Below are 24,479 nucleotides of genomic sequence, written 5' to 3'. Positions count from 1 at the left end.
GGTTGTGCCTTCCGGCCTGCCGATCGGACGAACGAGGCAAGTTCGTCACCAAGCCGCTCCTGTCGGGAGCGCTTAGGCTTGGTCACCAGTCTCTTCCGGCGCAGGCTTGTGCTTCACCACTTTCTCCAACCGCTCATCCCAGCGGGCCTCGTCCTCGTCTGCTTCTAGCTCGCGGGCAAGGGCTTTGAACTTGTCGAGTTGACTCTCGGGGCGCTCTGATGTTGCGTTGGGCATTATGACCTCGGATCAAGCAGACTACGGTTACGTAGCATATATCGATGAAGCTGGCGATGACGGCCTACGCGCAGTTAAACCACTCTCCCGCCCCGGCTCAAGTGAACGGCTGATCCTATCAGCCGTTGTAGTGCGCGCTGAGAACCAAGTGAAGGTCCCAGAATGAGTTGACGCGATCAAGGCTGAGTTTCGCAATCATCAGAGACCTGACATTCACTTTTCTGGGTTCAACCCCGCCAAGCGGCTCAAAGCGTGTCAGATGATGGCAGAACTTGATGCTCGCTATTTTGTAGTTGCGTCTAACAAGAAGAATATGGAAGGTTATACAAACCCCTTTGCCGGAAAGATACCATCCTCCAACTGGTTTTACTGTTGGATGACGCGCCTGCTGCTAGAACGGGTCACGAAGTTTGTCTACGATCGTGGGATTAAAGAGCATGGGGAGCCCCGCCCGCTGCGTATCGAGTACAGCGCGCGCGGTGGGTTAAGCTACTCGCAAATGTCGGCATATTATGAATGGATGAGACTGAAGAAGCACAACCCATATCTGCCATGGGGCAAGATATACTGGGAGGTGATGAGCCCGGATCAACTGCATGTGTACCCGCATCTTGACCGAGAGGGGTTGCAACTGGCGGACGTAGTGGCGAGCGCGTTCTTTAAAGCATGTGACAAGCACGACACGGGGGCATGTGATCCCGGGTTCGCCAAGGCCCTCCGCAACAGGATGGCTCGCGAACCGAATAAGGTTCGCGGCCAGATTTCAGGTTTCGGGGTTAAGCTGATGCCGAGCATGCGGAGGGCGAAGCTCGACACCGATCAAGCGGCGATCTTCAAGCACTATGGCTACCCCAGCCAGTGGTGGTGCCCGGAGGCGTTTAGCGACTGACCATTGAGCCCGACTATCGTCGCATCAAGCGTGTCGGTCGATGCCGCCGGAATACAAATACCGACGACCCGGCAACCGGCGCACCACCAGCTTCGGTATCGCATAAAGCAAGCTTTATATCAAGAATCTGTAAGATTCCATGAACTTAAAGCTAAGCTGCTGATTGTGAGTCGTTTTCAACGGCTTACGCGCCGGCAATGGCTTCGTTAGCCCGCCGATAGGTGATGCGCTTGCCCACAATGCCCTTCAACGCGGCATCGTTGCGGGCGCCGTCGTTGAAGCCCGTTGCTTCTCGGTTGGTGTAGCGGAACTCGAACTCCGCGACGTAGCGGTGCAGATGGTTTTCGCGCAATGCTGGTACACGCCTTTCATCCCGCGCTTGAAGATCGAGAACGCGCCTTCGATCGTGTTCGTGTGGATCGTCGGGTTCTCATAATCGACGTACTGGTCGGCGCCGTGGCACGTGAAGCCGTGGCCGGCGAAGTGATCGGCCAACGCGCGATATTGGCTCGCTTCATCGGTCATCACGAAGGCTTCCGCCGCGATGTTCGCCTTGAGGATCAGCGTCAGGTCGGCAGCCTTGAGACTGTCCACCACCATCGAGCGCTGACGGCCGGTGTCGCGATCGACCAGTGACAGCACCTTGTGCTTGTGCGCGTAGCCGCGACCCTTCTTCTCGCCCTTCGGCTTGATGGCCGTGTCGTGACCGATGAAGGTCTCGTCCACCTCCATGATGCCGCCGCCAACGCCGAACGGCGCGAGGTCGCCAGAGCGCATCGCCTCGCGAATGCGGTGAGCGAGAAACCACGCCGTCTTGTACGTCACCTCCAGCATTCGGTGCAGTTGGTGAGCCGAGACGCCCTTCTTGCTCGACGTCATCAAATAGACGGCCTGGAGCATCTTGTGGAGCGGTATGCGGGCATGCTCGAACACGGTGCCGATTTTGACGGTGAACTGGAGCTTGCACTGACCGCAGCGGTGCAGACCGAGGCGGATGCGCTTCTCGGGGTTAGCCTTCACCTTCGTGATCCGGTCGAAGCCGCCGCAGTGAACACACACCGGCTTGCCGTCCCAGATCATCTTTTCGAGATGGGCGAAGGCGGCTTCTTCGTTGTGGAACTCGGGGCGGGACAGTGCGGACATCGGGGTAGCTCCTTGCCTGATCCTTATGCCCGATCACCACCGTGTTTGCAAGGTATATAATCGCCTTCAATGGCCGGTCACGCCCTAGATCCGGGCGAGCGCCGTTGCGTGCGCGCGGATCACGGCGCGGGTCGAGGCGTCCGTGTCGAACACGCTGTACCAGCCCTGCGGCTCGTGGGGTGGATCGGCGACATAGGCGGCCGGTCCCGCCGTGAAGCGATGGTCGGCCCGCGTGCTGCGCCCCTCCCCGCCCCAGCCCCAAAAGTTCGACCCGGCGACCGGCCCGCCCGCCGCCGCGCCGGCGAGCACGGCGTCGTAGATCAGGCCGTAGAAGCGGTCCTTCCACTGCGTCGACGCGGCGGGGTCGTAACCGGCGTCGCGGGGGAAGCCGAACTCCTCGATCACCAGCGGCTTGCCCAGCCGCCGCGCCATCGCGACATGCGCGTCGACGTAAGCGCGCGACTTCGCCGCCCCCGCCGCCCAGGTGCCGGCCAGATCATGATCGTCGACCCAGCTCCAATTGAGCGGCCAGACATGCGCGGTAAGATAATCGATCTCCGGCCCGCGATGCTCGGCGACCACGCAGCCCTCGTCCTCGACACAGCCTTTCAGCCCTTCGCTGCCGGTCGAGACCAGATGGTTGCGGTCGATCGACTTGATGAGCCGCGCCGTTGCCGTGATCCAGCCGTCGAACGCGGCCATGTTGGCGCGCGCCACCGCCTCGCCGCCGCCCGGACGCGGCTCGTTGGCGAGCTGCCACGCCATGATCGTCGGGTCGTCGGCATAGCGCACGCCGGTGACGCTGTTGGTGCGACCGACGATCGCGCGGACATAGTCGTGATACAGGCGCACCGCATCGGCGTTGGCGTAGAAGTCGGACGCGCGATTGGCGAATTCGGGCCACGGGTGCGCAGGGTCGTTGTTGTTGATGTAGCTGCCGCCGTTGACCCATGACAGATAGGTCATCATGCCGCCCGACCACTCCCAGAAATTGGTCAGGTAGAGGACGCCGGTGATGTCCCGCCTGCCCATTTCAGCGAGCGCCACGTCGAGCCCGCGCAGCAGCGCCTCGTTGTAGTGCGATCCGCGGTCACGAAAGGTCGGCCGCACCGAATTGGTCAGCGGCGACAGCTCCGACGAGGCGAGCAGGCGCAGGTTGCGCACCCCCATCCCCGCGAGAGCGTCCAGCTCGCGACGCAGCCGGTCGCCGTCGCCGACCGGTGCCGCCGCGCCCAGATAGGCGGCATGCCACATGTTGGCGCCGACGTAGCGATAGCGCTTGCCGTCGCGCACGAGGCCCATCCCGACCCGGCGCACGAAACGATCGGGGGCCGCGCGCCCGGCGAGCGGCGCGGCGGCGACCGACACGGTGGCGGCGGCGGCCTTGAGCACGGTACGACGGCTTATCACGGCAATGCACCTATTCCGAAAACGATCGACGCACGTTACGGTAGCGCTCACATCGCGACAAGCGGATGGGGGGAGCGGATGATGAGGCGGTGGGCACGGACGATGGTCGGGCGCGTGGCGTGCGGCGCGGTGGCGGTGGCGCTGCTCGGCGGGCCGACATCCGTTGCCGCCGCCGCACCCCTCCCCGCTGCGGCACCGATGCTCGCGGCGACGCCGCCGATGGGGTGGAACAGCTGGAACCGGTTCCAGTGCAACATCGACGAGGCCAAGGTTCGCGCCGTCGCCGATGCGATGGTCGCGTCCGGGATGCGCGATGCGGGCTATCGCTATGTCGTCGTCGACGATTGCTGGCAGGGTGCGCGCGACGCCGACGGGTTCATCACCGCCGATGCCGCCAGGTTTCCCGCCGGGATCAAGGCGCTGGCCGACTATGTCCATGCCCGCGGCCTGCTGTTCGGAATCTACTCGGACGCCGGCGCAAAGACCTGCGGCGGACGCCCCGGCAGCCAGGGGCATGAGTACCAGGACGCGCTCACCTATGCGCGCTGGGGAGTCGACTATCTGAAATACGACTGGTGCGAGACCGGCCCCCGCAACGCCGAGGAAGCGTACCGCCTGATCGAGCGCGCGATCGCCGCGACCGCGCGGCCGATCCTGCTGTCGCTGTGCGAATGGGGCACCGCCCGGCCGTGGCTGTGGACGCCGACCGTCGGACAGATGTGGCGCACCACCGGCGACATCACCGACAAATGGGACGGCAAGCACGATTATGCCTATGGCGTGACGGCGATCGTCGACCTCAACGAGCCGCTCTGGCCGTTCGCCGGGCGCGGTCACTGGAACGATCCCGATATGCTGGAGGTGGGCAATGGCGGCCTCAGCGACACCGAATATCGCGCGCATTTCTCGCTCTGGGCGATGATGGCGGCGCCGCTGATCGCGGGCAACGACCTCGCGGCGATGAATGCGGCGACGCGGGAAATCCTGACCAACCGAGAGGTGATCGCGGTCGATCAGGACGCGCTCGGCCAGCAGGGCCACCGCGTTGCACGCGACGGCGACCGCGAGACCTGGGTGAAGCCGCTGTCGGGTGGCCGTCGCGCGGTACTGCTGTTCAATCGCGGCGCCCGGTCCGCCCGCATCGTGGCGAGCTGGGATCAGCTCGGCTATCCCCCGACCCTCACCGCGCGGGTGCGCGACCTGTGGGCGCATCGCGACCTGCCGCGAGCGACCGGCTTGGTGGCGGCGACCGTCGCGCCGCACGGCGTCGCCATGTTGGTGATCGCGCCTTGAGGCTGCTCGCCGCCTTCGCGCTACTCGGCGCCGCGCCGCTGGCCGCGACCGCCGATCCGCTCGCGACGATCGACCGCAACGGCGCGCTGGTTGCGGTGGAGCCCTATGGCCCCGGCATCGTCCGCGTGACGATCGCGGTCGATCGCGAGCAGGTCGCCGCCGCGCCGGGCTATGGCATTACCGCCCGACCCGACGCCACCGGCTGGACGCACAGCACGGACGCAGCGGGCGCGCATTTCGTCTCGGCCGGCCTGACGTTGACCGTCGCCGCCCAGCCTTGGCCTCGGCCGCCGAGCCAGATGGAGCGTTATTTCGCGCCATCGCTGCCGCCCGTCGCGATCGACATCGCGCTGCCCGACGGGCGCGCGCTCACCCGCCTGACCGGCTGGGAGATGGCACCCCACGATGTCGCCGGCGAACACACGTTCCGCGTCGGCGCGACCTTTTCCGACACGCCCGACACGCATTATTACGGGCTCGGCCAGTATCAGGACGGCGTGCTCGATCTGCGCGGCCGCACGATCGACTGCCGTCACGATTACGATCGGCCGGGCGGCGAGGCGGTCTGCGTGCCGTTCATGGTGACCGATCAGGGCTATGCGATCCTGTGGGACAACCCATCCGCGACCACCGTCTCACCCGGCCTGCTCGACGCGACCCATTTCCAGTCGAACGTCGGCGAGCGCGTCTCGTTCTTCGTCATCGCCGGCCGGACCGCCGACGAACTCTATGCCGGCTACGCCCGCCTGACCGGCCGCACGCCATTGCCTCCGAAGGCGGCTTTCGGGCTGATCCAGAGCAAGGCGCGCTACGAGACGCAGGCGGAGTTGCTCGCCGTTGCCGATGGCTATCGTCGACGCGGCCTGCCGCTCGACGTGATGGTGCTGGACTGGTTCCACTGGACGCGGATGGGCCAGCTGGACATCGATCGCACCGCCTTTCCCGATCCTGTCGCGATGAACGCGCAGCTGAAGGCGGCGGGAATGCGCAGTATCGTCAGTATCTGGCCCCGGTTCGAACGCGAGAGCCGCTATCACGACCTGCTTGCGGCGAGAGGCTGGCTGCTGAACGACCGGAACGGCAACCCGGTCGACGGCCTGGCGATCCGCTCGGATCGGGCCGGCGCGCTGATCGATTCGACCAATCCCGCCGCCCGCGCCTGGTTCTGGGATCGGATCCGCGACAACATCTTTTCTCAGGGCTTCGACTTCGCGTGGCTCGACGAGACCGAGCCGGACCTGGTGCCGGACGGCAATTTCTATGCGATCGGGTCGGGCGATCGCTATCACAATGTCTTCCCGCTCCTGCACACCGCCGGCGTCGCCGAGGGCTCGGCGCGCGATCGCCCGACCTTGCGCAACCTGATCCTCTGCCGCGCCGCCTATCTGGGCGCGCAGGCGAATGGCTGCCTGTTCTGGTCGTCGGACGTCCAGTCGAGCTGGGAGGCGCTGCGGCGTCAGGTGCCGGCGGGACTCGGCATGACCGCGAGCGGCATCGCCTATTGGTCGAGCGATACCGGCGGCTGGCAATGGCCCAACGGCCCCGCCGCGCGCCGCCCGGTGCTGATCGACCCGGCGGGCGCGACCGCGATGGCGCCGTCCTATCGCGACTATCCCGAACTGTTCGTGCGCTGGTTCCAGTACAACGCCTTCACGCCGACGCTGCGGATTCACGGTCAGCGGCCTGCGACCGCGATCTGGGACTATGGCGCGGCGGCCGAGCCGGTCCTCGCCGACCTGCTGCGGCTGCGCTATCGGCTGATCCCCTATCTCTACGCGCTCGGTCACGACACCTGGCAGAGCGGCGCGCCGTTCATGCGTGCGCTCTTCATGGATTTTCCCGACGATGCGACGGCGAAGACGCTGGGTGACGAGTACATGCTCGGGCCCGCGTTTCTGGTCGCGCCGGTCACCGAACAGGGGGCGACGACGCGGCGGGTGTGGCTGCCGGCAGGGACCGACTGGTACGACTGGTGGACCGACCGGCGCTATTCCGGCGGTCAGTGGGTCATCGCCGCCGCGCCGATCGAGCATATACCGCTGTTCGTCCGTGCCGGTTCGATCGTGCCGCTCGGGGCGGCGGTGCGGAGCACCGCGACCGCGCAGCCGCTGGAGACCATCCGCGTCTATCCGGGTCGCGACACGCGCTTTACGCTCTATGACGACGACGGCATGACCAACGCCTATCGCACCGGCGGCGGCCGGGCGGCGACGCTGATGTGGGACGACGCGAGCGGGCGACTGACCGCCAGCGGCCGGCTGCCGACCGGCCAAGCGCTCGCGCCATTGGTACGGGTGGTCGGGCGCTAGATCGACGCGTCGCCGTGTAGCCGCACCACCGGCACCATGTCGCCGGCGCGCGCGCGGGGCAGCGTCAGCTCGATCGCGCCGTCGACCGCGCGCGCCGTGACCGGCCGGCCGTCCGCCAGCGTCGCGCGCTCCACCCGGCGGCCGCCGAGCGATGCGACGCGCACCGGCGCGTCGGGCCATTCGAGCAGGATCGCGTTGAGCGTGCCGTCCTTGACGGTGAAGCGCACGTCCTTCGGCGTGAAGGCGACATGGCCCTCGGTGAACATCCCCGACGCCAGCCTGGTCGGGCCCTCGCCATAGCGCGTCCACGGCCGCGATCCGCCGATCGCCACGTCGCCGTTCACGCGCATCCAGGCGGTGATGCCGTCGAGCACGCGCTCCTCCTCGCTGTCGATCGTACCGTCGCCGCGCAGGGGGATCGAGAGGAGGAGATTGCCGTTCTTCGCGACGACGTCGACCAGCCGCTGGATCACCTGCTTGGCCGGGACATAGCTCTTCTGCTCGAACCGGGCGTGGTTGTAGTGCCAGTCGCCGATGCAGGTGCAGGTCTGCCACGGCTCGGCGCGCAACCCGTCGCTCCAGCCGCGTTCGATGTCTTCCGTCACCCCGAGACGCTGCGCGTCGTCGAGCTGCTTGGCGGTCACCACCACGTCCGCGGTCCCGCGCGCGGCAATCGCGCCGGAATAGTAGTGCGCCACCGCTTCGAGTCCGGTCTGTCCGAACGGCAACCCGAAGCCGTCGAGATAGACAAGGTCGGGCCGGTAGCGGTCGACCAGATCGTTCTGGCGGAGCAGCCACTTGGCGACAAAGGCGGGGTTGTTCGGCGGCGCTGATTCCAGCCACTGACCGTCATGCGCGTCATGCCACGCGTTCATCGCCGCGACGGTCGATAGCCCGGCGGGTGCGACCATGCTCGGCCCGGTATAGAGTTCCTGCGGATCGAGACCCTGCCACCATTTCCCCCGACCCTGCGCGCGGGTCAGGCGAAAGGCATCGTAGCGCTCGCCGGCGCGCGGCCCCTCCGCGTCATAGCCATAGGCGGTCTGCCACCAATGCCAGGCGTGGCTGGCATGGTTGCTGACGCCGAAGCGCAGGCCGGCGCCGCGCGCGATGGTAGCCCAGGTGCCAACGATGTCGCGCTTCGGTCCGACCCGCGTCGTGTTCCAGGCGTGATGGCGGCTGGCGTAGGTATCGAGATTGTCGTGATGACAGGCGAGCGCCACGAAATAGCGTGCGCCGGCCGCCTTGTAGCGGCGGATGAGATCGGCCGGGTCCCATGCCTCGGCGCGCCAGCGGTTCTCGATCTCCATGAAGCCCGTGTCGGCGGGATGGCCGTAGGTCTTCAGGTGATGGGCGTACATCGGGTGGCCCTGGACGTACATCAGTCGCCCGTACCAGTCGCCCTGCTCGGGCACGCACTGCGCCGACCAATGCGCCCAGATGCCGAACTTGGCGTCGCGGAACCAGTCCGGGCAGCGCCATGCGGCGGCGAGGCCCGGCCAGCTCGCCTCTACTCGCGGGTTTGCGGCGCGCGTCGGCGCGGCGGTGGCGGCGACGGCGGCGGCGGCGAGGAACTGGCGGCGGTCCATGGCGGTGCGATGATAGCGCAACCATCGCACGGGTGCTACGGTCGCGCGGAGAGGTTACGATAGGGATGATTTCGAAGCTCTGGTCCGCCGTGGTCGCGCTGGCCTTCGCAGCACCCGGCCTTGCGCAGGCACCCCTGCCCCGCATTGCGAGCGATCATGGCCGCCACCGTCTGCTGGTCGATGGGCGCCCGTTCCTGATGCTGGCGGCGCAGGCGAACAATTCCAGCAACTATCCGGCGGTGCTGCCGCAGGTCTGGCCGATGCTCGCACGGCTGCACGCCAATACACTGGAGATCCCGGTCGCGTGGGAGCAGATCGAGCCAGAGGAAGGCCGGTTCGAATTCGCGTATGTCGACGCGCTGCTCGCCGGCGCGCGTGCGCATCGGCTGCGCCTCGTCCTACTGTGGTTCGGCACCTGGAAGAACACCAGTTCCAGCTATGCCCCCGCCTGGGTGCGCACGGACCGGGCGCGCTTTCCCCGCATGACGACCGCCGACGGCCGGCCCAGCGTCACGCTGTCGCCGCACGGTGCAGCGACGCTGGCCGCCGACAGCCGCGCCTTCGCCGCGCTGATGCACCACCTCGCCGCCGCCGATCCGGATCATCGCGTCGTGATGGTGCAGGTCGAGAACGAGAGCGGCGTCTATGGCCAGAAGCGCGATCTCTCCGCCGCGGCCACCCGCCTGTTCCGCGCGCCCGTGCCCGAACCGCTCGCCAGAGCGACCGGCCGCCGGGGCGACTGGACTGCGGTGTACGGGCCGCTTGCGGAAACCGCGTTCAATGCCTGGCACGTGGCGCGCTACGTCGATCAGGTCGCCGCCGCCGGGCAGCGCGAACTGGCGCTGCCGATGTACGCCAATGCGGCGCTGAGCGACCCCTTCGCCGCGCCGGGCACGGGCGGCGGGGCGAGCGGCGGTCCCGACCTGCCGGTCATCGACATCTGGAAGACGGCGGCGCCGCATCTGGCGCTGGTCGCACCCGACATCTACAATCGCGACGGCCCGGCGGTCGCCGCAACGCTCGATCGCTATGCCCGTCCGGACAATCCGCTGATGGTGCCCGAGATCGGCAACGCGGCCGACTATGCCCGCTTCTTCTGGGCGGCGCTCGGGCGCGGCGCGATCGGCTTCGCGCCGTTCGGCATGGATGACACCGGCTATGTCAATTATCCGCTCGGCGCGAAGGCGCTCGACGACGCGACGATCGCCGCCTTTGCCGAGCCTTATGGCCTGCTCGCCCCGATGGTCGAGGGCTGGGCGAAGATCGCCGCCGAGCATGCGACATGGGGCACCGCGCGCGGTCGCGACGACGCGGACCAAAGCGGGACGCTGGGCGACTGGCGGATCACCGCGCAATATGGCCTCTGGTCGTTCGGCGAGCGCGACTGGACGTGGATCAGGACCGATCCCGCCCCCACCGCCGGCCGGCCGGTCGGCGGCGTCGCGGTCGTGCAGATCGCCCCGGATCGCTTCATCGTCGCCGGCGCCGACGTGCGCCTCCGCTTCGCCCGCGCCGACGGCGGCGCCGGTGAAATGCTGCGGGTCGAGCAGGGCCAGCTTGCCGCCGACGGATCGTGGGTGTCCGAGCGGGTGTGGAACGGCGATCAGACCGACTACGGCCTCAACCTGACGCACCCGACGATGCTGCGCGTCACACTCTCCCGCATCCCTTGACGGAAGTTCCGACCGCAGAAATGATAGCGTTAACAATGAATGGGGAGAGCTGAGATGATCGAAGTGACGCGCCGCGATGCGCTGGTCGGCGCCGCCGCCATGCTGTTGGTGGATCAGGCGGTCGGCGCGGTGCCGCCGAACGCCTCTCTTCAGGGTATCGCTGCCCAAAAAGGCCTGCGGTTCGGCTCGGCAGTCGCCTGGAGCCAATTGGGGGTCGGCGGCGGTTCGCCTGCCGAACCCGCCTATGCTCGGCTGGTCGAGGCGCAGTGTGGAATCATCGTGCCCGAAAACGAAATGAAGTGGCAGTGGCTGCGACCGACGCCCACCACCTTCGCCTTCGATCGGTGCGATGCGATCGTCGCGTGGGCGGCGCGGCATGGCTTGGCGGTACGCGGCCACAACCTGCTGTGGCATCAGCCCAAATGGCTGCCCGGCTGGCTCAACGACTATGATTTCGGCGCCCGTCCTCAAGCGGAGGCGGAGCGGTTGCTGACCACGCATATCCGCACCGTCGTCAATCGCTACGGCACTCGGATCGGAAGCTATGACGTCGTCAACGAAGCGGTCCGGCCCGAGGACGGCGTGCTGTACACGACGTCGCTGTCGCGCGCGATCGGGGGAGCGGAGCCGGCACTCGACCTGGCCTTTCGCACCGCGCGCGAAAGCGCACCGCAGGCGCAACTCGTCTATAACGATTACATGAGTTGGGAGCCGGGCAACGGCGCGCACCGCGCGGGCGTCCTAAAACTCCTCGAAGGGTTCAAGCGGCGCGGCGTTCCCGTCGATGCCCTCGGTATTCAGTCGCACCTCATCACGCAAGGCACCGGCGTCGGTGGTCACGTGCTGAGGCTACAGGGCGAGTGGCGGCACTTTCTGGATGCCGTCGTGGCGATGGGCTATCGGCTGCTCGTCACGGAGTTGGACACGCGGGACAACAATCTTCCCGCCGACATCACGATTCGCGATCGCGCCGTCGCCGATTACACCCGCGGCTATCTCGACGTGACATTGTCCTATCGCGAGGTGCGCAACGTCCTGGCATGGGGTCTTTGCGATCGCTACAGCTGGATCGAGGGATTTGAGCCGCGTCCGGACGGTGCCCGTCGGCGGCCGACACTCTACGACTCTCGATTCCACGCGAAACCCATGCGCGAAGCGGTCGCCGCCGCTCTCGCCGGTGCCTCCGAGCGCTGAGCGAAGCGGTCGCAGTATTCCAAAAAAAAGGGGAGCGCCGTTACCGACGCTCCCCTGCTCTGAAACTCTTGCGGCCTAGAAGTTGCCGCGGAGGATAAACGAGAAGCGGCGATCATTGACGAAATACGATCGCGGCGCCGTTGCATTCGAGCCGCTGATATAGGCCTGCTCGGTTCTAATGACCTGGTTGGCGAGATTTACGCCCTGTACGCCTACCTTGATGTATTTGTTCAGATTGAGGAATGCGGAAGCGTCCAGCTGACCGCCGGCCGACTGATAGATCGACGTGTACGGGAAGATCACGTCGGCCGCAGTCAAGAGATACCTAGACCGCCAATTATAGGCCGCCCGGATCGAAACCGGACCCTTCTCGTAAAAGACCGTCGCGTTGAAGTTATGCTTCGACAATCCTTCCAACGGCAGCGTGCCGGGCGTGATATTCGATGTCGCCTGAGGCGATCCACCATTCAGGAACGAATTCGGAAGACCTGAACTATCGATATACGAGTAATTCAGGCTGGTGCCGAGGCCACTGAATACCCATGGCAGAAAGTCAAAGGTCTGCTGGTAAGTGACTTCCACACCCTTGACCTTGCCGTACCCGTCGTAATTGGCAGGACCACGCACCTGCACCGTCTGAGTAATGCCGTTACTGTTGATCGTGCGGTTCAGCAGCGACTGGTAGAAGAAATTATGGATAGACTTGTAGAAACCGTCGATCGACAACTGGCCGACATGGCCGAAATACCACTCCACGGTCGCGTCAAACTGCCAAGCCGTGGCCGGCCGCAGATACGGATTTCCGGCCGTCGCGGTCGGCTGGCCACTGGTCGTATCGAATCCGACTTGAAGGAAATCGCGAATATTCGCCAAATCGGGGCGCGTCAGCACCTTTGACGCGGCGAGGCGGACGATCACATCACGGCTCAGCCCGAATTTCAGGTTCACACTAGGCAACCAGTAATCATAGTGCGTCCGCGCGACCTCGGGATTGGTGAGGCCCGTCGAAAACTGGCGCAACGCGTTGTACCCCGCCTCGCCCAGCGTACATGCCCCGGTCGGCTGCGTCGTCACCACCGTTCCGTCGGGGCGCGTTGTCGTCGTCGTGACGCAGCGGACGGAGAACGGATCCTGCGTGCCCGTTTGCTGCTGCGTCGGCGCGCCGATCGATCCTGCGGACGTGACGTCGGTTGCGACATAACGCACGCCGATGTTGCCGCTCAACCGTACGTTACCGAACAGTGTGCCCGGAGTCGCGAAGTTGACCTGGGCGTAGGCGTTCTTGTCCTGCTGAGTGACCCGCTGGATTTCGGACGGCAGATATGACGTACCACTGACCACACCAGCCCGCTCGCCCGCCGGCACCCAGGTGGTCGCGCCGGCCCCGTTCGCGGTATTCCAGAGGTTGCCGATCGATTTGAAATAGTTGACCGAATCGGCGTAATTCCCGATCAAGTCGCCGGTATAGAAATAGCCGCCGGGCGGACCGGCCGTCGCGCCGCGGAAGAAGTTAGGGAAGCTGTAGAACGCGGAGTTGGCGGGCGACTGTGCGTACGAAACCGGGTTGGTTCCTGCCCAGGTCTCGCTCAGCACGCCCCAGTTGTACGTGCTATAGCGCACGTCCTCGCTGCGATCGGCATAGCGCGCACCGAACTTGGCGTGCGTAAAAAACGCACCGTCGTCGAATTTGTAGTCGACATCGCCCCTGAACGCATACTCGCGTCCTTCGCTCTGTTCGATATGATCCATCGCGGCGCGCCAATATTCGACGCGGCGGTCAGAAAAATACTGGGAGTCCGTCGCCGACACCAGCGCGGGGTTCGGTGTCGCCCAGGCGGCCGCCAGCGTGACCGGCTTGTGCGGAACGACCACCGGCAGATTGCCGCTGATATCCAGTTCGGAGTCGGCGAAGGTCGAGCTGAACACGCTGAAATCGAGGTTGTTGTGCTCGGACCGCGTATAGTCTCCGTCGAGGTTGATCGACAGATGATCGCTCAGCTGGGTTTTCAGGTTGACGCCGAAATCCCGGTTGGTGTTCTCTTCATAGACCTGGCGCCGCGAGAGCGACTGCTGGGTGCCGCCCGTGGGCACGAAGCAGTCCGCCGAACCACTGCACGCCGACCGGTAACCGCTGCCGGGCTGCGTTATGTAACCCGACTGGAACAGCCCGTTAGCATCGTAAGTGTAGTTGCGCAGCGCGCTCGTCGGGCATTGCGCGCGAGTCGTGCCGTTGCCGTTCGACGCCGGGCCGTCGCCGTTCTGCTGACAGCCGTAGGGAAAGGTGTTGTACTCGGAGAGATCGGGCGCGGTCTCGAACGTATGTTCACCCCAGCTATTCGTGGTGTGGGTACGTAGAAACTGGGCGGTAAGCACGGTGTTTTCATCGTTGCTCTGCCATTGCGCGGCAAAGGCCTGGCCGTCACGCTTGCGGTCGAAGTCCTGGCTGCGGAACTGGCCGCCGATCGGCGCGTAGCGCGTGCCCGCATAATCCGCGAAGCCGTCTGCGCCCGCCGCGCCCGCCGCGCCGCAAGCCGCGCCTGCCGGCGGCAGGGTCATGACGTCGGTGCCGGCAGGCAGGGGGTTGCGGCAGACCGTCGTCGTCGTTGAGTTGGCGGCGATCGCCAGCATGTTGTCGCGGGTCTGGAAGTTGGTGACCTGAATCCCGTCGGCGCGGCTGCGGATGCGCGAGTAGGACACGTCGGCCAACAATCCGAATTTGCCGATCCCCGTCTGCCAAGTGTCGCTTACCAGGATCGACCCTGTCGGCGACCATCGCCGCTCGAAGTCGCCGTAGTTCGCCTCGGCGTCGACGCCGATGTGCAGGCCGTTATTATCGAACGGTCGTCGCGTGTTGAGGTTGACGGTTCCGGCGAGGCCGCCCTCGATCAGCTCGGCGGTCGAGTTCTTGTAAACCTCGACCGAGCCGAGCAGCTCGGCCGGCACGTCGGCAAAGTTGATCGCCTGCCCACCGATACCGGCGGCGAAGGTGTCGCGGCCGTTGAATTCGGACCGGACGAAGTTCAGGCCGCGGACGTTGACGCCCGAACCCTCTACCGAGAAGTGATCCGGGTCGTTGGTGCCCGCAAAGCGGCTGATCGCGACGCCCGGCACGCGCTGCAACGCTTCGGTAACGGACCGATCGGGCAGCGCACCGATGTCCGACGCCGTGATCGCGTCCACGACCGTATCGGAGTTGCGCTTGATGTTCTGCGCGTTCGCGAGGCTCTGGCGGATACCGGTGACGATCACCTCATTGGCGCCGTTGGTGCCTGCGTCCTGGGCATCGGCCGCGCTGGCGTCGGGAGTCTGGGCCTCGCCGATCGGGCTCTGCGCCGAGTCGGTAGCCGACGGGGCGCTGTTGACGGTCGCCCGGCCCGCCGTGCCCGGCCCGGACCTCGCGCCGGTCGGCGACGACTGGTTCGCGCCGGTCGCGGGAACCTGCTGATCGGCAGCCTGTGCCTGCACCTGCGCCGCGGTCGACAGGGCGGCGATGCAGAGCGCCGAGGCGGACGTACCGCGCAGCAGCCGCACGAACCGTGTTTTGGTGGCGTGCGAAGAAGCGATAAGGCGCATTCTTGAAATCCCCTCCCTTGGCCGGTGCTGTCGTCGCACCTGACCGTGTTCGATCCCGATCTAATGCAGAGCCGGGATGAGGGACAATGGTTGCGCTAACAATTTGCAGGTTGCAATACCGTTTGATCGATCGGTGTTGCGTTCGTGCAACGCTGACCCGGACAAGACTCGACGTGATTGACGCGACGAGCCGGATCGGGAAGGCGGTCAGAGAAAGAAGGTCAAAAGGCGATGATGCGCCCGGAGGAGAGGACCAGGATCGTCGTGGTCGGCGGCGGCACCGCCGGCTGGATGACCGCGACCGCGCTGGTCAAGCTGTTGCCGGGGCGCTGCACCGTTCGGCTCGTGGAGTCGGAGGCGATCGGCGTGGTCGGCGTCGGCGAGGCGACGCTGCCGCACATCCGCGCCTTCAACGAGCGGCTCGGCATCGCCGAGGCCGAGTTCATGGCGCGCACGCGGGCGACATTCAAACTCGGCATCGAATTCCGCGACTGGGGTCGGATCGGCGACAGCTATATTCACCCGTTCGGCACGTTCGGGCGAGGCACGGGCGCGATCGAGTTCCACCATTATTGGACGCGACTGCTGCGTGAGGGCGCGACGCTGCCATCGCTCGACCAGTTCTCCTTTGCCTGCTCGCTCGCCCGGCAGGGCCGCTTCGATCATCCGGCGACGGACCGGCGCCACCTCGCCGGCACGTTCGGCTATGCCTATCAGTTCGATGCGCTGCTGTTCGCGCCGTATCTACGCAGCCTGGCGGAGGCGATGGGCGCGACGCGGACCGAAGGCATTCTCACGGGCGTCGAGCGCGACGGCGGGAGCGGCGACATCGCGGCGATCGTGCTGGCCGACGGCGAGCGGATCGAGGGCGACCTGTTCGTCGATTGTTCGGGTTTTAGGTCGCTGCTGCTGGGCGGGACGCTCGACGAGCCGTTCGAGGACTGGTCACGCTGGCTGCCGACCGATCGCGCGGTCGCGATGCCGTGCCGCACGCGCACCGCGGTCACGCCCTATACCAGCGCGATCGCGATGCCGGCGGGCTGGCGCTGGCGCATCCCGCTGCAGCACCGGACCGGCAACGGATATGTCTATGCGAGCGGCTTCGTCTCCGACGACGACGCCCGTCTGGCGCTGGAACGCGCCGTCGAGGGCGAGGCGATCGCCGCGCCGCGCGTGCTGCGCTTCACCGCCGGAAGGCGGCGGCGCAGCTGGGTGCATAACTGCGTGGCGATCGGGCTCGCCAGCGGCTTCCTCGAACCGCTTGAATCGACCAGCATCTATCTGGTCCAGCAGGCGATCACCGCGCTCATCGAGTTGTTCCCCGAACGCCATATCGGCGACGTCGATCGCGACGAGTTCAACCGGCTCGTCGATCTCGAATACGATCGCATCCGCGACTTCCTGATCCTGCATTATCACGCCACCACACGCAGCGACTCGCCGTTTTGGGACTACGTCCGCACGATGGCGATCCCCGACAGCCTGGGCGAGAAGATGGAACTGTGGCGGCGCAGCGCCCGCATCGTGAAATATCGCGAAGGCGTGTTCCTCGATGCGAGTTGGGTCTCGGTCTATCTAGGGCAAGGCATCGTTCCCGACGGCTGGGACCCCCGGGCCGATGCCATGACCGCCGCCGATCTCGTCCGCGGACTCGACGCATTGCGCGGCGAGATCGCGGAAAATGTCGCCGCACGGCCGGACCACCGCGCGTTCATCGACCGGTATTGCGCGATGGCGGAGGCCGCCTGATGCGGTCCAGCGCGCTCGGGTCGGTGCTGGTGGCCGGAGGCGGGCTGACCGGCTGGTGCGCCGCCGCCGCACTGAAGCGGCGTGCGCCGTTTCTCGACGTGACGATGCTGGCCTGTCCGCCCTCGCCGGACGCGCTCGCCGACCGGATCGCCTGCACCCTGCCCTCGCTGCTCGGCTTTCAAGGGGACCTCGGCATTGGCGAGGACGACGGTGTCGCGCGCACCGGCGCAGGTTATCGGCTGGGCACCGCCTTCTCCGGCTGGGCGGCGGGCCTCCCCGACTACGTCCATGCCTATGGCCGCTATGGCCGCGCCTTCGGACCGACCTCGTTCCACCTGCACTGGCTTCGTGCCCGGCGCGACGGCGCGGTGGAGGCGTTCGACGCCTATTCCCCCGCTGCCGCGCTCGCGCGCGCCGACCGCTTCGTCCGGCCGCGGGCCGACACCGCGTTCGCCGATCACGAATACGGCTTGACGCTCGATCCTGCGCGCTACCTGACGATGATGCGAGCGTTCGCGCTGCATGTCGGGGTTCGCGAGGTAGCAGCCGGCGTCGGCGAGGTGACGATCGACGAGCGCGGCTTGATCCGCACCGTCACGCTGGACGACGGTCGGACGGTCGCAGCCGACCTGTTCGTCGACGCGACCGGCCCGGAAGCGCGGCTGCGCGGCGCGATCGACGGCGACCGCGACGACTGGAGCGGCTGTCTGCCGTGCGACCGGGTGTTGCTCGCGCAGGGCGATGCGACCGATCCGCCCGTGCTCACGCCGGTGACCGCGCATGCCGCCGGGTGGCACTGGCGCAGCGGCGCGCAGAATGGTCTCGCCTATGCCGCCGCCCGACTGAGCGACGGCAAGGCCGAACGGACACTGCGCAATGCGGCGGGTGCGGAGCCGGGCAAGCCGATCCGGGTGCGCGCCGGCACCCGGCGCGCACCGTGGCGCGGCAACTGCATCGCCATCGGCGACGCCGCAACCGAAGTCGAACCGCTCGAATGGTGCAATCTCCACCTCGCACTTAGCGCGATCGACCGGCTGGTGACGATGCTGCCCGGTCGCGAGCCAAGCGCGGTCGAAGCCGCCGACTTCAACCGCCAGACCCTGGCAGAGGCGGAGCGGGTGCGCGACTTCCTCGCGATGCACTATCGCACCGCACGCCGCGACGATCCGATGTGGCGCGAGGTCGCCGCCGCCGAGCTGCCGGCCAGCCTGTCTCACACGCTCGCCCAATTCGCCGAGCGCGGCCGCCTGCCCTTCTATGAAGAAGAGACCTTCTCACGCGACAGCTGGATCTCAGTGCTGCTGGGTCAGGGCTTCCTGCCGCGCCGACTGGACCCGCTGGTCGACGCGGTTTCTCCGGCGGACGCGAGCGCCGCGATGGCGGGGCTGCGCGCGGGCATCGTCGCGGCCCTGCTCCACGCCCCCACCCACGCCGACTATCGCGCGGCGCAAGCGAAACGCCTCTCCACATGAACGAACATTCGATCCGCCGCGTCGTGATCGTCGGCGGCGGCACCGCCGGCTGGATGGCCGCCGCCGCCTTCGCCCGCTTCCTCAACAACGGCTACACCGAGGTGACGCTGGTGGAATCGGAGGAAATCGGCACCGTCGGCGTCGGCGAGGCGACGATCCCGCCGCTGCTCAACTTCAACCAGATGTTGGGGCTGGACGAGAACGAATTCCTGAAGGCGACCGCCGGCACCTTCAAGCTGGGCATCGAGTTCGTCGACTGGGGCGCGCTGGGCGAGCGCTATTTCCACCCGTTCGGCAATTACGGCCATGACCTGCAGGGCGTACATTTCCACCAGCTTTGGCTGCGCGAGCGCGCGCGCCGAACGATGCCGGACATCGCCGCCTGGTCGATGAGCGCGGTCGCGGCGGCGAACGGCAAGTTCGGGCGCGCCACCGGCGACGCCCGCTCGCCGATCCGCGAGCTGTTCTACGCCTTCCATTTTGACGCCTCCCTCTATGCTCGCTACCTGCGCGCCTATGCCGAGCGCGCCGGCATCTCTCGCGTCGAGGGCCGTATCGCCGAGGTCAACCTCCGACCGACCGACGGCTATGTGGAGGCGGTGACGCTGGCCGACGGCCGGCGGATCGAGGGCGACCTTTTCATCGATTGTTCCGGCTTTCGCGGTCTGCTGATCGAAGAAGCGCTCGAAACCGGATACGAGAGCTACGCGCAATGGCTGCCGTGCGATCGCGCCGTCGCCGTGCCGTGTGCGCTGCCGACCCCCGGCGAACCCGACCCCTTCACCCGCTCCACCGCGCGCCGCGCGGGCTGGCAGTGGCGCATCCCGCTCCAGCACCGGATGGGTAACGGCCTGGTCTATTCCAGCGAGTTCCTGGACGACGACGACGCCGAAGCCCAGCTGCTCGCCAGTCTGGAGCGCGAGCAGCTCGCCGACGCCCGCCGGCTGACCTTCACCGCGGGACGACGACGTGAGTGCTGGAACCGCAACGTCGTGGCGCTGGGCCTGTCGGGCGGGTTCATCGAACCACTCGAATCGACCAGCATCCACCTCGTGCAGGCCGGTATCCAGCGGCTGGTCGCGCTGTTCCCCGACAAGCGGTTCGACCCGCGCGAGCGGGACGAGTTCAACCGCCAGATGAAGGACCTCTACGAGGACATCCGTGACTTCATCATCCTCCATTACAAGGCGACGCGACGGGACGACTCGCCGTTCTGGGATCGCGTCCGGACGATGAACGTGCCGGACAGCCTGCAACGCAACATCGACCTGTTCGCCGGCAAGGGTCGCCTGTTCCGCGAGGGCTACGACCTGTTCAGCAACCCGAGCTGGGTCGCGGTGTGTCTGGGCCAGGGCATCGTGCCCGCAAGCTGGGAACCCGCGGCGGACGCGCTCGACGAGGAGAGGGTCGCCCAGGCGCTCGATCAGATCAGGCGCGGCTATCTCGATACCGCGCAGCGGCTGCCGACGCACGGCCAGTTCCTGCGCATGACCGCGGCGTCGCCGCTCGCCGGCGCGGCGCCGTCGTTGGCACCGGTCGCGCCGCGCCCCGCCGAGGACGTCCCGTTCTTCGCGTTCACCGCCGAATCGCCGTTCGATGTCGGCTCCGGCGGCGGCTCGCCGCTGTGAGGCCGAACGGCATCCGCCGCGTCGTCATCGTCGGCGGCGGCACCGCCGGGTGGATGGCCGCCGCGGCGCTATCGCGCGTGCTCGGCGGCGACCCGACGTTGACCTTCGAGCTCGTCGAGTCGGACGAGATCGGCACGGTCGGCGTCGGCGAATCGACCATTCCTCAGATCGTGCTGTTCAACGCGTTGCTGGGGATTGACGAGGGCGAGTTCCTGCGCGCCACCAACGCCACCTACAAATTGGGCATCGAGTTCGTCGACTGGACGCACATCGGCGAACGTTTCATCCACCCGTTCGGCTTCTACGGCCTCGACATGCAGGGGGTGGAATTCCACCACCACTGGCTCAAGGCGCGCAGTCTCGGCGACGAGACGCCGCTGCAGGACTATTCGCTGAACATCATGACCGGGCTGCGCGGGCGCTTCGGTCATCCGCGCCACGACCTGCCCAATTCACCGCTGTCAAAGATGGGCTATGCCTTCCAGTTCGACGCCGGTCTGTATGCGCGCCTGCTCCGCCGGCTCGCGGAGAGCTGGGGTGTCCGCCGCCGCGAGGGCCGGGTCGTCGACATCGAGCAGGACGGCGAGACCGGCCATGTTAGCGCCGTCCGTCTGGCGGACGGCCGCCGCGTCGAGGGCGACCTGTTCATCGACTGCTCGGGTTTTCGCGGTCTGCTGATCGAGGAGAAGCTCGGCGCGGGTTTCGAGGACTGGTCCGCGCTGCTGCCGTGCGACCGCGCCTGGGCGGTGCCCTGCGAGCCGGGCGGGGGCAGGCTGCCGCTGACCCGCGCCACTGCGCGCGCCGCCGGGTGGCAGTGGCGCATCCCGCTCCAGCACCGCACCGGCAACGGCTATGTCTATTCCTCGGCGCATGTTTCGGACGACGAGGCGGCGGCGACGCTGCTCGTCAACCTCGACGGCGCGCCGATCGCCGATCCGAAGCAGCTGCGCTTCACTGCCGGGCACCGCCGCCGCGCCTGGATCGGCAACGTGGTCGCACTGGGCCTGGCGGGCGGCTTCCTCGAACCGCTTGAGTCGACCAGCATCCACCTCGTCCAGACCGCCATCGCCCGGCTCCTGACGTTGTTCCCGCATCGCGGATTTTCCACACTGGAGACGGAGCGCTTCAACGCGGAGCTGGCGCAAGAGTATCGTGACATCCGCGACTTCCTGATCCTGCATTATCACGCCAGCGGCCGCGAGGACTCGGCCTTCTGGCGCGATATCCGCGCGCTGACGCCGCCGGATGGAATGGTCTACAAGGTCGCGATGTATCGCGAGAACGGCCGCGTCTTCCGCGAGCATAACGAGGTGTTCACCGAGACCAGCTGGCTCGCGGTCATGGCCGGCAAGGGAATCCGGCCCGCCGGTTACCACCCCGTCGCCGACACGCTGCCGGACACGGAAACACTCGCGCGGCTGGCGGACATCCGCGCGATCATCGCCGAGACCGCAGACGCGCTGCCGCTGCAGGACGATTATCTGCGCCAGGTCGGCTGCGACCTGACCCCGGTCCGGCGCGTCGCATGACCCCGATCCGCGAGGTGCACGGTATCGACCGCGCCCGCTTCGACGCGGAGATCCGCGCCGCCGGCCAGCCGGTGGTGCTGCGCGGACTCGCCGCGGACTGGCCGGTGGTGTGCGCCGCGCGCGACTCAGACGAGGCGCTGGTCGACTATCTGAAGCGCTTCAGCCATGCCGAGCCCGTCAACGCCATCGTCGGCGCGCCGGAGATCGAGGGGCGCTTCTTCTACACGCCCGATCTGAGCGCGCTCAACTTCACGCGCGGCCGATCGCCGCTCGCCCCGTTTCTCGACCGCCTGCTGCGCGATCGCGGCGCGGCACGACCCTTTGCGATCGCGGTCCAGTCGATCCCCGCGCCCGACCTCCTGCCCGGTTTCACCGGCGAAAACGGCATCGATCTGGTGGACGCAACGGTCGTGCCCCGGCTGTGGCTGGGCAATGCGATCCGCGTCGCGACACATTACGACCTGATGGAGAATATCGGCGTCGTCGTCGCTGGCCGCCGCCGCTTCACGCTGTTCCCGCCCGATCAGGTCGGCAACCTCTACATGGGTCCTTACGAGCTGACCCCGGCCGGGACGCCGGTTAGCCTGGTCGATCCGGACGCGCCCGATCTCGACCGCTATCCGCGCTTTGCCGAAGCGCTGGCGCACGCGCAGCAGGCGATGCTGGAACCGGGCGACGCGCTTTATATCCCGTTCCACTGGTGGCACGCGGTCGCCAGCCTCGCGCCGGTCAACGTCCTGTGCAACTATTGGTGGAACCCGGCGCCCGCCGGGATGGCGAGCCCATACGACGCACTGCTGCTCGCGCTGTTCTCGCTGCGAACGCTACCGGAGGATCAACGCGCGGTCTGGCGCACGATGTTCGACCATCTCGTCTTCCAGCGCGACGGCGATCCGGTCGCGCACCTGCCGGCAGCCGTGCAGGGCGTGCTCGGCCCCGCCGGTCCCGACGGGCTAGAGCGGATGCGCGCGACGTTGCTCCAGTCGCTGAGCGCGGGATGAGGCGCGCCATCGGCCTGCTGGCCGCGGTGCTGACGCTGGGCGCAGCCGCGCCGGCGACGGTCCACTTCAATCAGCTCGGCTTCCTACCCGATACCGCGAAGCGGGCGATCGTCGCCGATCCGGCCGCCGCGCCGTTGCCGTGGCGCGTGATCGACGCTGCCGGACAAGTGGTCGCGGCGGGCCGGACGACCGTCTTCGGCAACGATGCGGCATCGGAAGATCATGTCCATCAACTGGCGTTCGACGCGGTACGGACGCCGGGCGTCTATCGGCTGGAGGTGGCCGGCGTGACCAGCCGCCCGTTCGAGATCGTGGCCGGACTTTATCGGCCGCTCGCCGGCGCAGCGCTCAATTACTTCTATCAGACCCGCGCCGGTATCGCGATCGAAGCGCGCTACGCCGGCGGCCGGCAATGGGCGCGTGCTGCCGGGCATCCGCACGAGGTGGCGGGTTGTTTCGCGGGTTCCGACGAACGCGGCACGGTCTGGCCGGGCTGCCCCTACACGCTCGACGTCACCGGCGGCTGGTACGATGCCGGCGATCAAGGCAAATATGTCGTCAACGGCGGTATTGCGCTGTGGACGCTACAGAACCTCTACGAAGCAAATCGCGCCACACCACCGTTCGCCGATGGAAGCGCCGCGCTGCCCGAGGCGGGGAACGGCCGCAACGACCTGCTCGACGAGGCGCGCTGGGAGATGCGCTTCCTGCTCGCAATGCAGGTTCCCGATGGGCAGCGGCTGGCGCTGCCGGTCGGGCGGCAAGCATCGGGGCCGCTCCGGCTCACCACGGTCGACGCGGGCGGCATGGCGCACCAGAAAGTCGCCGACCGCAACTGGACGGCGCTCCCCACCATTCCGGCCGAGGATCGGGAGGAGCGGCTACTCTATCCGCCGAGCACCGCCGCGACGCTCAATCTGGCCGCCACCGCGGCGCAATGCGCCCGCGTCTGGAAGGGCAGCGACGATGCATTCGCGCAGCGCTGCCTCGCCGCTGCGGCCCGCGCCTATGCCGCGGCGTTGCGCAATCCGCAGATTTCGGCGGCGCAGGCGTTCACCGGCAGCGGCGGCTATGGCGACGACGATGTCGCCGACGAGTTCTATTGGGCGACCGCCGAGCTTTACGCCGCGACCTTGTTGCCCGAGCTGGCACGGGCGCTGCACGCGATGGCGCTCCACGACGCGCCACTCCGCGGCGAGCCGGGCTGGAGCAGCACGGCCGCATTGGGTACGATCACGCTCGCCACGGCCACGGGCGTGCCCGCCCCCGAGCGCCAGGCGGCGCGCGCGAAGCTGGTGGCGCTCGCCGACCAATTTATCGCCGAGAAGGCGCAGTCGGGCTATGGTCTGCCCTATGCGACGACGCGCTATCCGTGGGGATCGAACGGCGCGATCCTCAACCGCGGTATCGTCCTGGCGCTCGCCGCGCGCTTCACCGGCGAGGAACGGTATCGCGACGCGGAGGTCGATACGGCCGACTATGTGCTCGGCCGCAACCCGCTCGGGCAAAGCTATGTCTCCGGATTCGGCTGGATGCCGATGACGCGCCCGCATCACCGGTTCTGGGCGCATCAGTTCGACCCCCGCCTGCCCGGCCCGCCGCCCGGCGTGATCGGCGGCGGCCCCAACAACACGGCGTTCGCCGACACCATCGCAGCGACGATGCGCGGGACCTGCGCCGCCATGCGCTGCTGGCGCGACGACGGCCGCGCCTATGCGTTGAACGAGGTCGCCATCAACTGGAACGCGCCGCTGCTGTGGGTCGCGACCGATCTCGCCATGCCGCGCCGATAG

General features: G+C 67.2%; 15 protein-coding genes and 1 pseudogene. 11 read left to right on the top strand and 5 right to left on the bottom strand.

What is annotated here, in order from left to right; translation table 11 throughout:
* Positions 1–72: 72 nt before the first annotated feature.
* A complete protein-coding gene (locus ACOFKS_RS15030) occupies positions 73–234 on the bottom strand; it encodes a hypothetical protein (protein ID WP_419810067.1) in 162 nt (53 codons plus the stop codon).
* Positions 235–493: 259 nt separating this feature from the next.
* On the opposite strand from ACOFKS_RS15030, the gene ACOFKS_RS15025 reads away from it, so the two are divergent.
* Positions 494–1,123 (top strand): DUF3800 domain-containing protein, encoded by a 630-nt coding sequence (locus ACOFKS_RS15025; protein WP_419810066.1) that lies wholly within the window; start codon positions 494–496, stop codon positions 1,121–1,123.
* A gap of 184 nt (positions 1,124–1,307) precedes the next feature.
* Here the strand turns inward: ACOFKS_RS15025 and ACOFKS_RS15020 are convergent.
* Together ACOFKS_RS15020 and ACOFKS_RS15015 are read right to left on the bottom strand one after the other, a co-directional pair.
* Positions 1,308–2,266, bottom strand: a pseudogene (locus ACOFKS_RS15020) (IS1595 family transposase).
* Positions 2,267–2,350: 84 nt separating this feature from the next.
* Entirely contained in the window at positions 2,351–3,676 is a 1,326-nt protein-coding gene (locus ACOFKS_RS15015; protein ID WP_419810065.1) for a glycoside hydrolase 5 family protein, read from the bottom strand.
* An 81-nt stretch (positions 3,677–3,757) separates the two neighbouring features.
* Here ACOFKS_RS15015 and ACOFKS_RS15010 point away from each other — a divergent pair, with 81 nt between their 5' ends.
* Positions 3,758–4,969, top strand: a complete 1,212-nt coding sequence (locus tag ACOFKS_RS15010) for a glycoside hydrolase family 27 protein (protein WP_419810064.1) — start codon at positions 3,758–3,760, stop codon at positions 4,967–4,969.
* Positions 4,966–7,278: a TIM-barrel domain-containing protein gene (locus ACOFKS_RS15005; RefSeq protein WP_419810063.1), complete on the top strand. Its 2,313-nt coding sequence runs from the start codon at positions 4,966–4,968 to the stop codon at positions 7,276–7,278. Before ACOFKS_RS15010 ends, ACOFKS_RS15005 begins: the two co-directional genes overlap by 4 nt.
* Here ACOFKS_RS15005 and ACOFKS_RS15000 read toward each other — a convergent pair.
* Positions 7,275–8,867, bottom strand: a complete 1,593-nt coding sequence (locus tag ACOFKS_RS15000; protein ID WP_419810062.1) for an alpha-L-fucosidase — start codon at positions 8,865–8,867, stop codon at positions 7,275–7,277. The genes ACOFKS_RS15005 and ACOFKS_RS15000 overlap by 4 nt on opposite strands.
* A gap of 65 nt (positions 8,868–8,932) precedes the next feature.
* Between ACOFKS_RS15000 and ACOFKS_RS14995 the strand changes: the two genes are divergently transcribed.
* Together ACOFKS_RS14995 and ACOFKS_RS14990 are read left to right on the top strand one after the other, a co-directional pair.
* Positions 8,933–10,540 (top strand): DUF5597 domain-containing protein, encoded by a 1,608-nt coding sequence (locus ACOFKS_RS14995; RefSeq protein ID WP_419810061.1) that lies wholly within the window; start codon positions 8,933–8,935, stop codon positions 10,538–10,540.
* Between the two features lie 54 nt (positions 10,541–10,594).
* Entirely contained in the window at positions 10,595–11,734 is a 1,140-nt protein-coding gene (locus tag ACOFKS_RS14990; RefSeq protein ID WP_419810060.1) for an endo-1,4-beta-xylanase, read from the top strand.
* Between the two features lie 75 nt (positions 11,735–11,809).
* Here ACOFKS_RS14990 and ACOFKS_RS14985 read toward each other — a convergent pair whose 3' ends face one another.
* Complete coding sequence (locus tag ACOFKS_RS14985) at positions 11,810–15,307, bottom strand: TonB-dependent receptor (protein WP_419810059.1); 3,498 nt, start codon at positions 15,305–15,307, stop codon at positions 11,810–11,812.
* 234 nt (positions 15,308–15,541) lie between these two features.
* On the opposite strand from ACOFKS_RS14985, the gene ACOFKS_RS14980 reads away from it, so the two are divergent.
* From ACOFKS_RS14980 to ACOFKS_RS14955, 6 genes are read left to right on the top strand one after another with little or no spacing between them, the layout of a single operon-like run.
* Complete coding sequence (locus tag ACOFKS_RS14980; protein WP_419810174.1) at positions 15,542–17,056, top strand: tryptophan halogenase family protein; 1,515 nt, start codon at positions 15,542–15,544, stop codon at positions 17,054–17,056.
* Complete coding sequence (locus tag ACOFKS_RS14975; RefSeq protein WP_419810058.1) at positions 17,056–18,528, top strand: tryptophan halogenase family protein; 1,473 nt, start codon at positions 17,056–17,058, stop codon at positions 18,526–18,528. The genes ACOFKS_RS14980 and ACOFKS_RS14975 overlap by 1 nt, the downstream gene beginning before the upstream one ends.
* Positions 18,525–20,156 carry a tryptophan halogenase family protein gene (locus tag ACOFKS_RS14970; RefSeq protein WP_419810057.1) on the top strand — a complete coding sequence of 544 codons (1,632 nt, stop codon included), beginning with the start codon at positions 18,525–18,527 and terminating at the stop codon, positions 20,154–20,156. Before ACOFKS_RS14975 ends, ACOFKS_RS14970 begins: the two co-directional genes overlap by 4 nt.
* The gene (locus ACOFKS_RS14965) at positions 20,153–21,685 is read left to right on the top strand and encodes a tryptophan halogenase family protein (protein WP_419810056.1); all 1,533 of its coding nucleotides are present in this window, start codon (positions 20,153–20,155) and stop codon (positions 21,683–21,685) included. The genes ACOFKS_RS14970 and ACOFKS_RS14965 overlap by 4 nt, the downstream gene beginning before the upstream one ends.
* Positions 21,682–22,686, top strand: coding sequence for a cupin-like domain-containing protein (locus ACOFKS_RS14960; protein WP_419810055.1), 1,005 nt, complete (start codon positions 21,682–21,684; stop codon positions 22,684–22,686). The genes ACOFKS_RS14965 and ACOFKS_RS14960 overlap by 4 nt, the downstream gene beginning before the upstream one ends.
* Positions 22,683–24,479, top strand: coding sequence for a glycoside hydrolase family 9 protein (locus ACOFKS_RS14955; protein WP_419810054.1), 1,797 nt, complete (start codon positions 22,683–22,685; stop codon positions 24,477–24,479). The genes ACOFKS_RS14960 and ACOFKS_RS14955 overlap by 4 nt, the downstream gene beginning before the upstream one ends.

This window comes from Sphingomonas sp. (genome assembly GCF_965200135.1).
GTDB lineage: Bacteria > Pseudomonadota > Alphaproteobacteria > Sphingomonadales > Sphingomonadaceae > Sphingomonas.
Note: the sequence above shows the minus strand (reverse complement) of the source record. Positions and strands in the feature narration are given on the sequence as shown.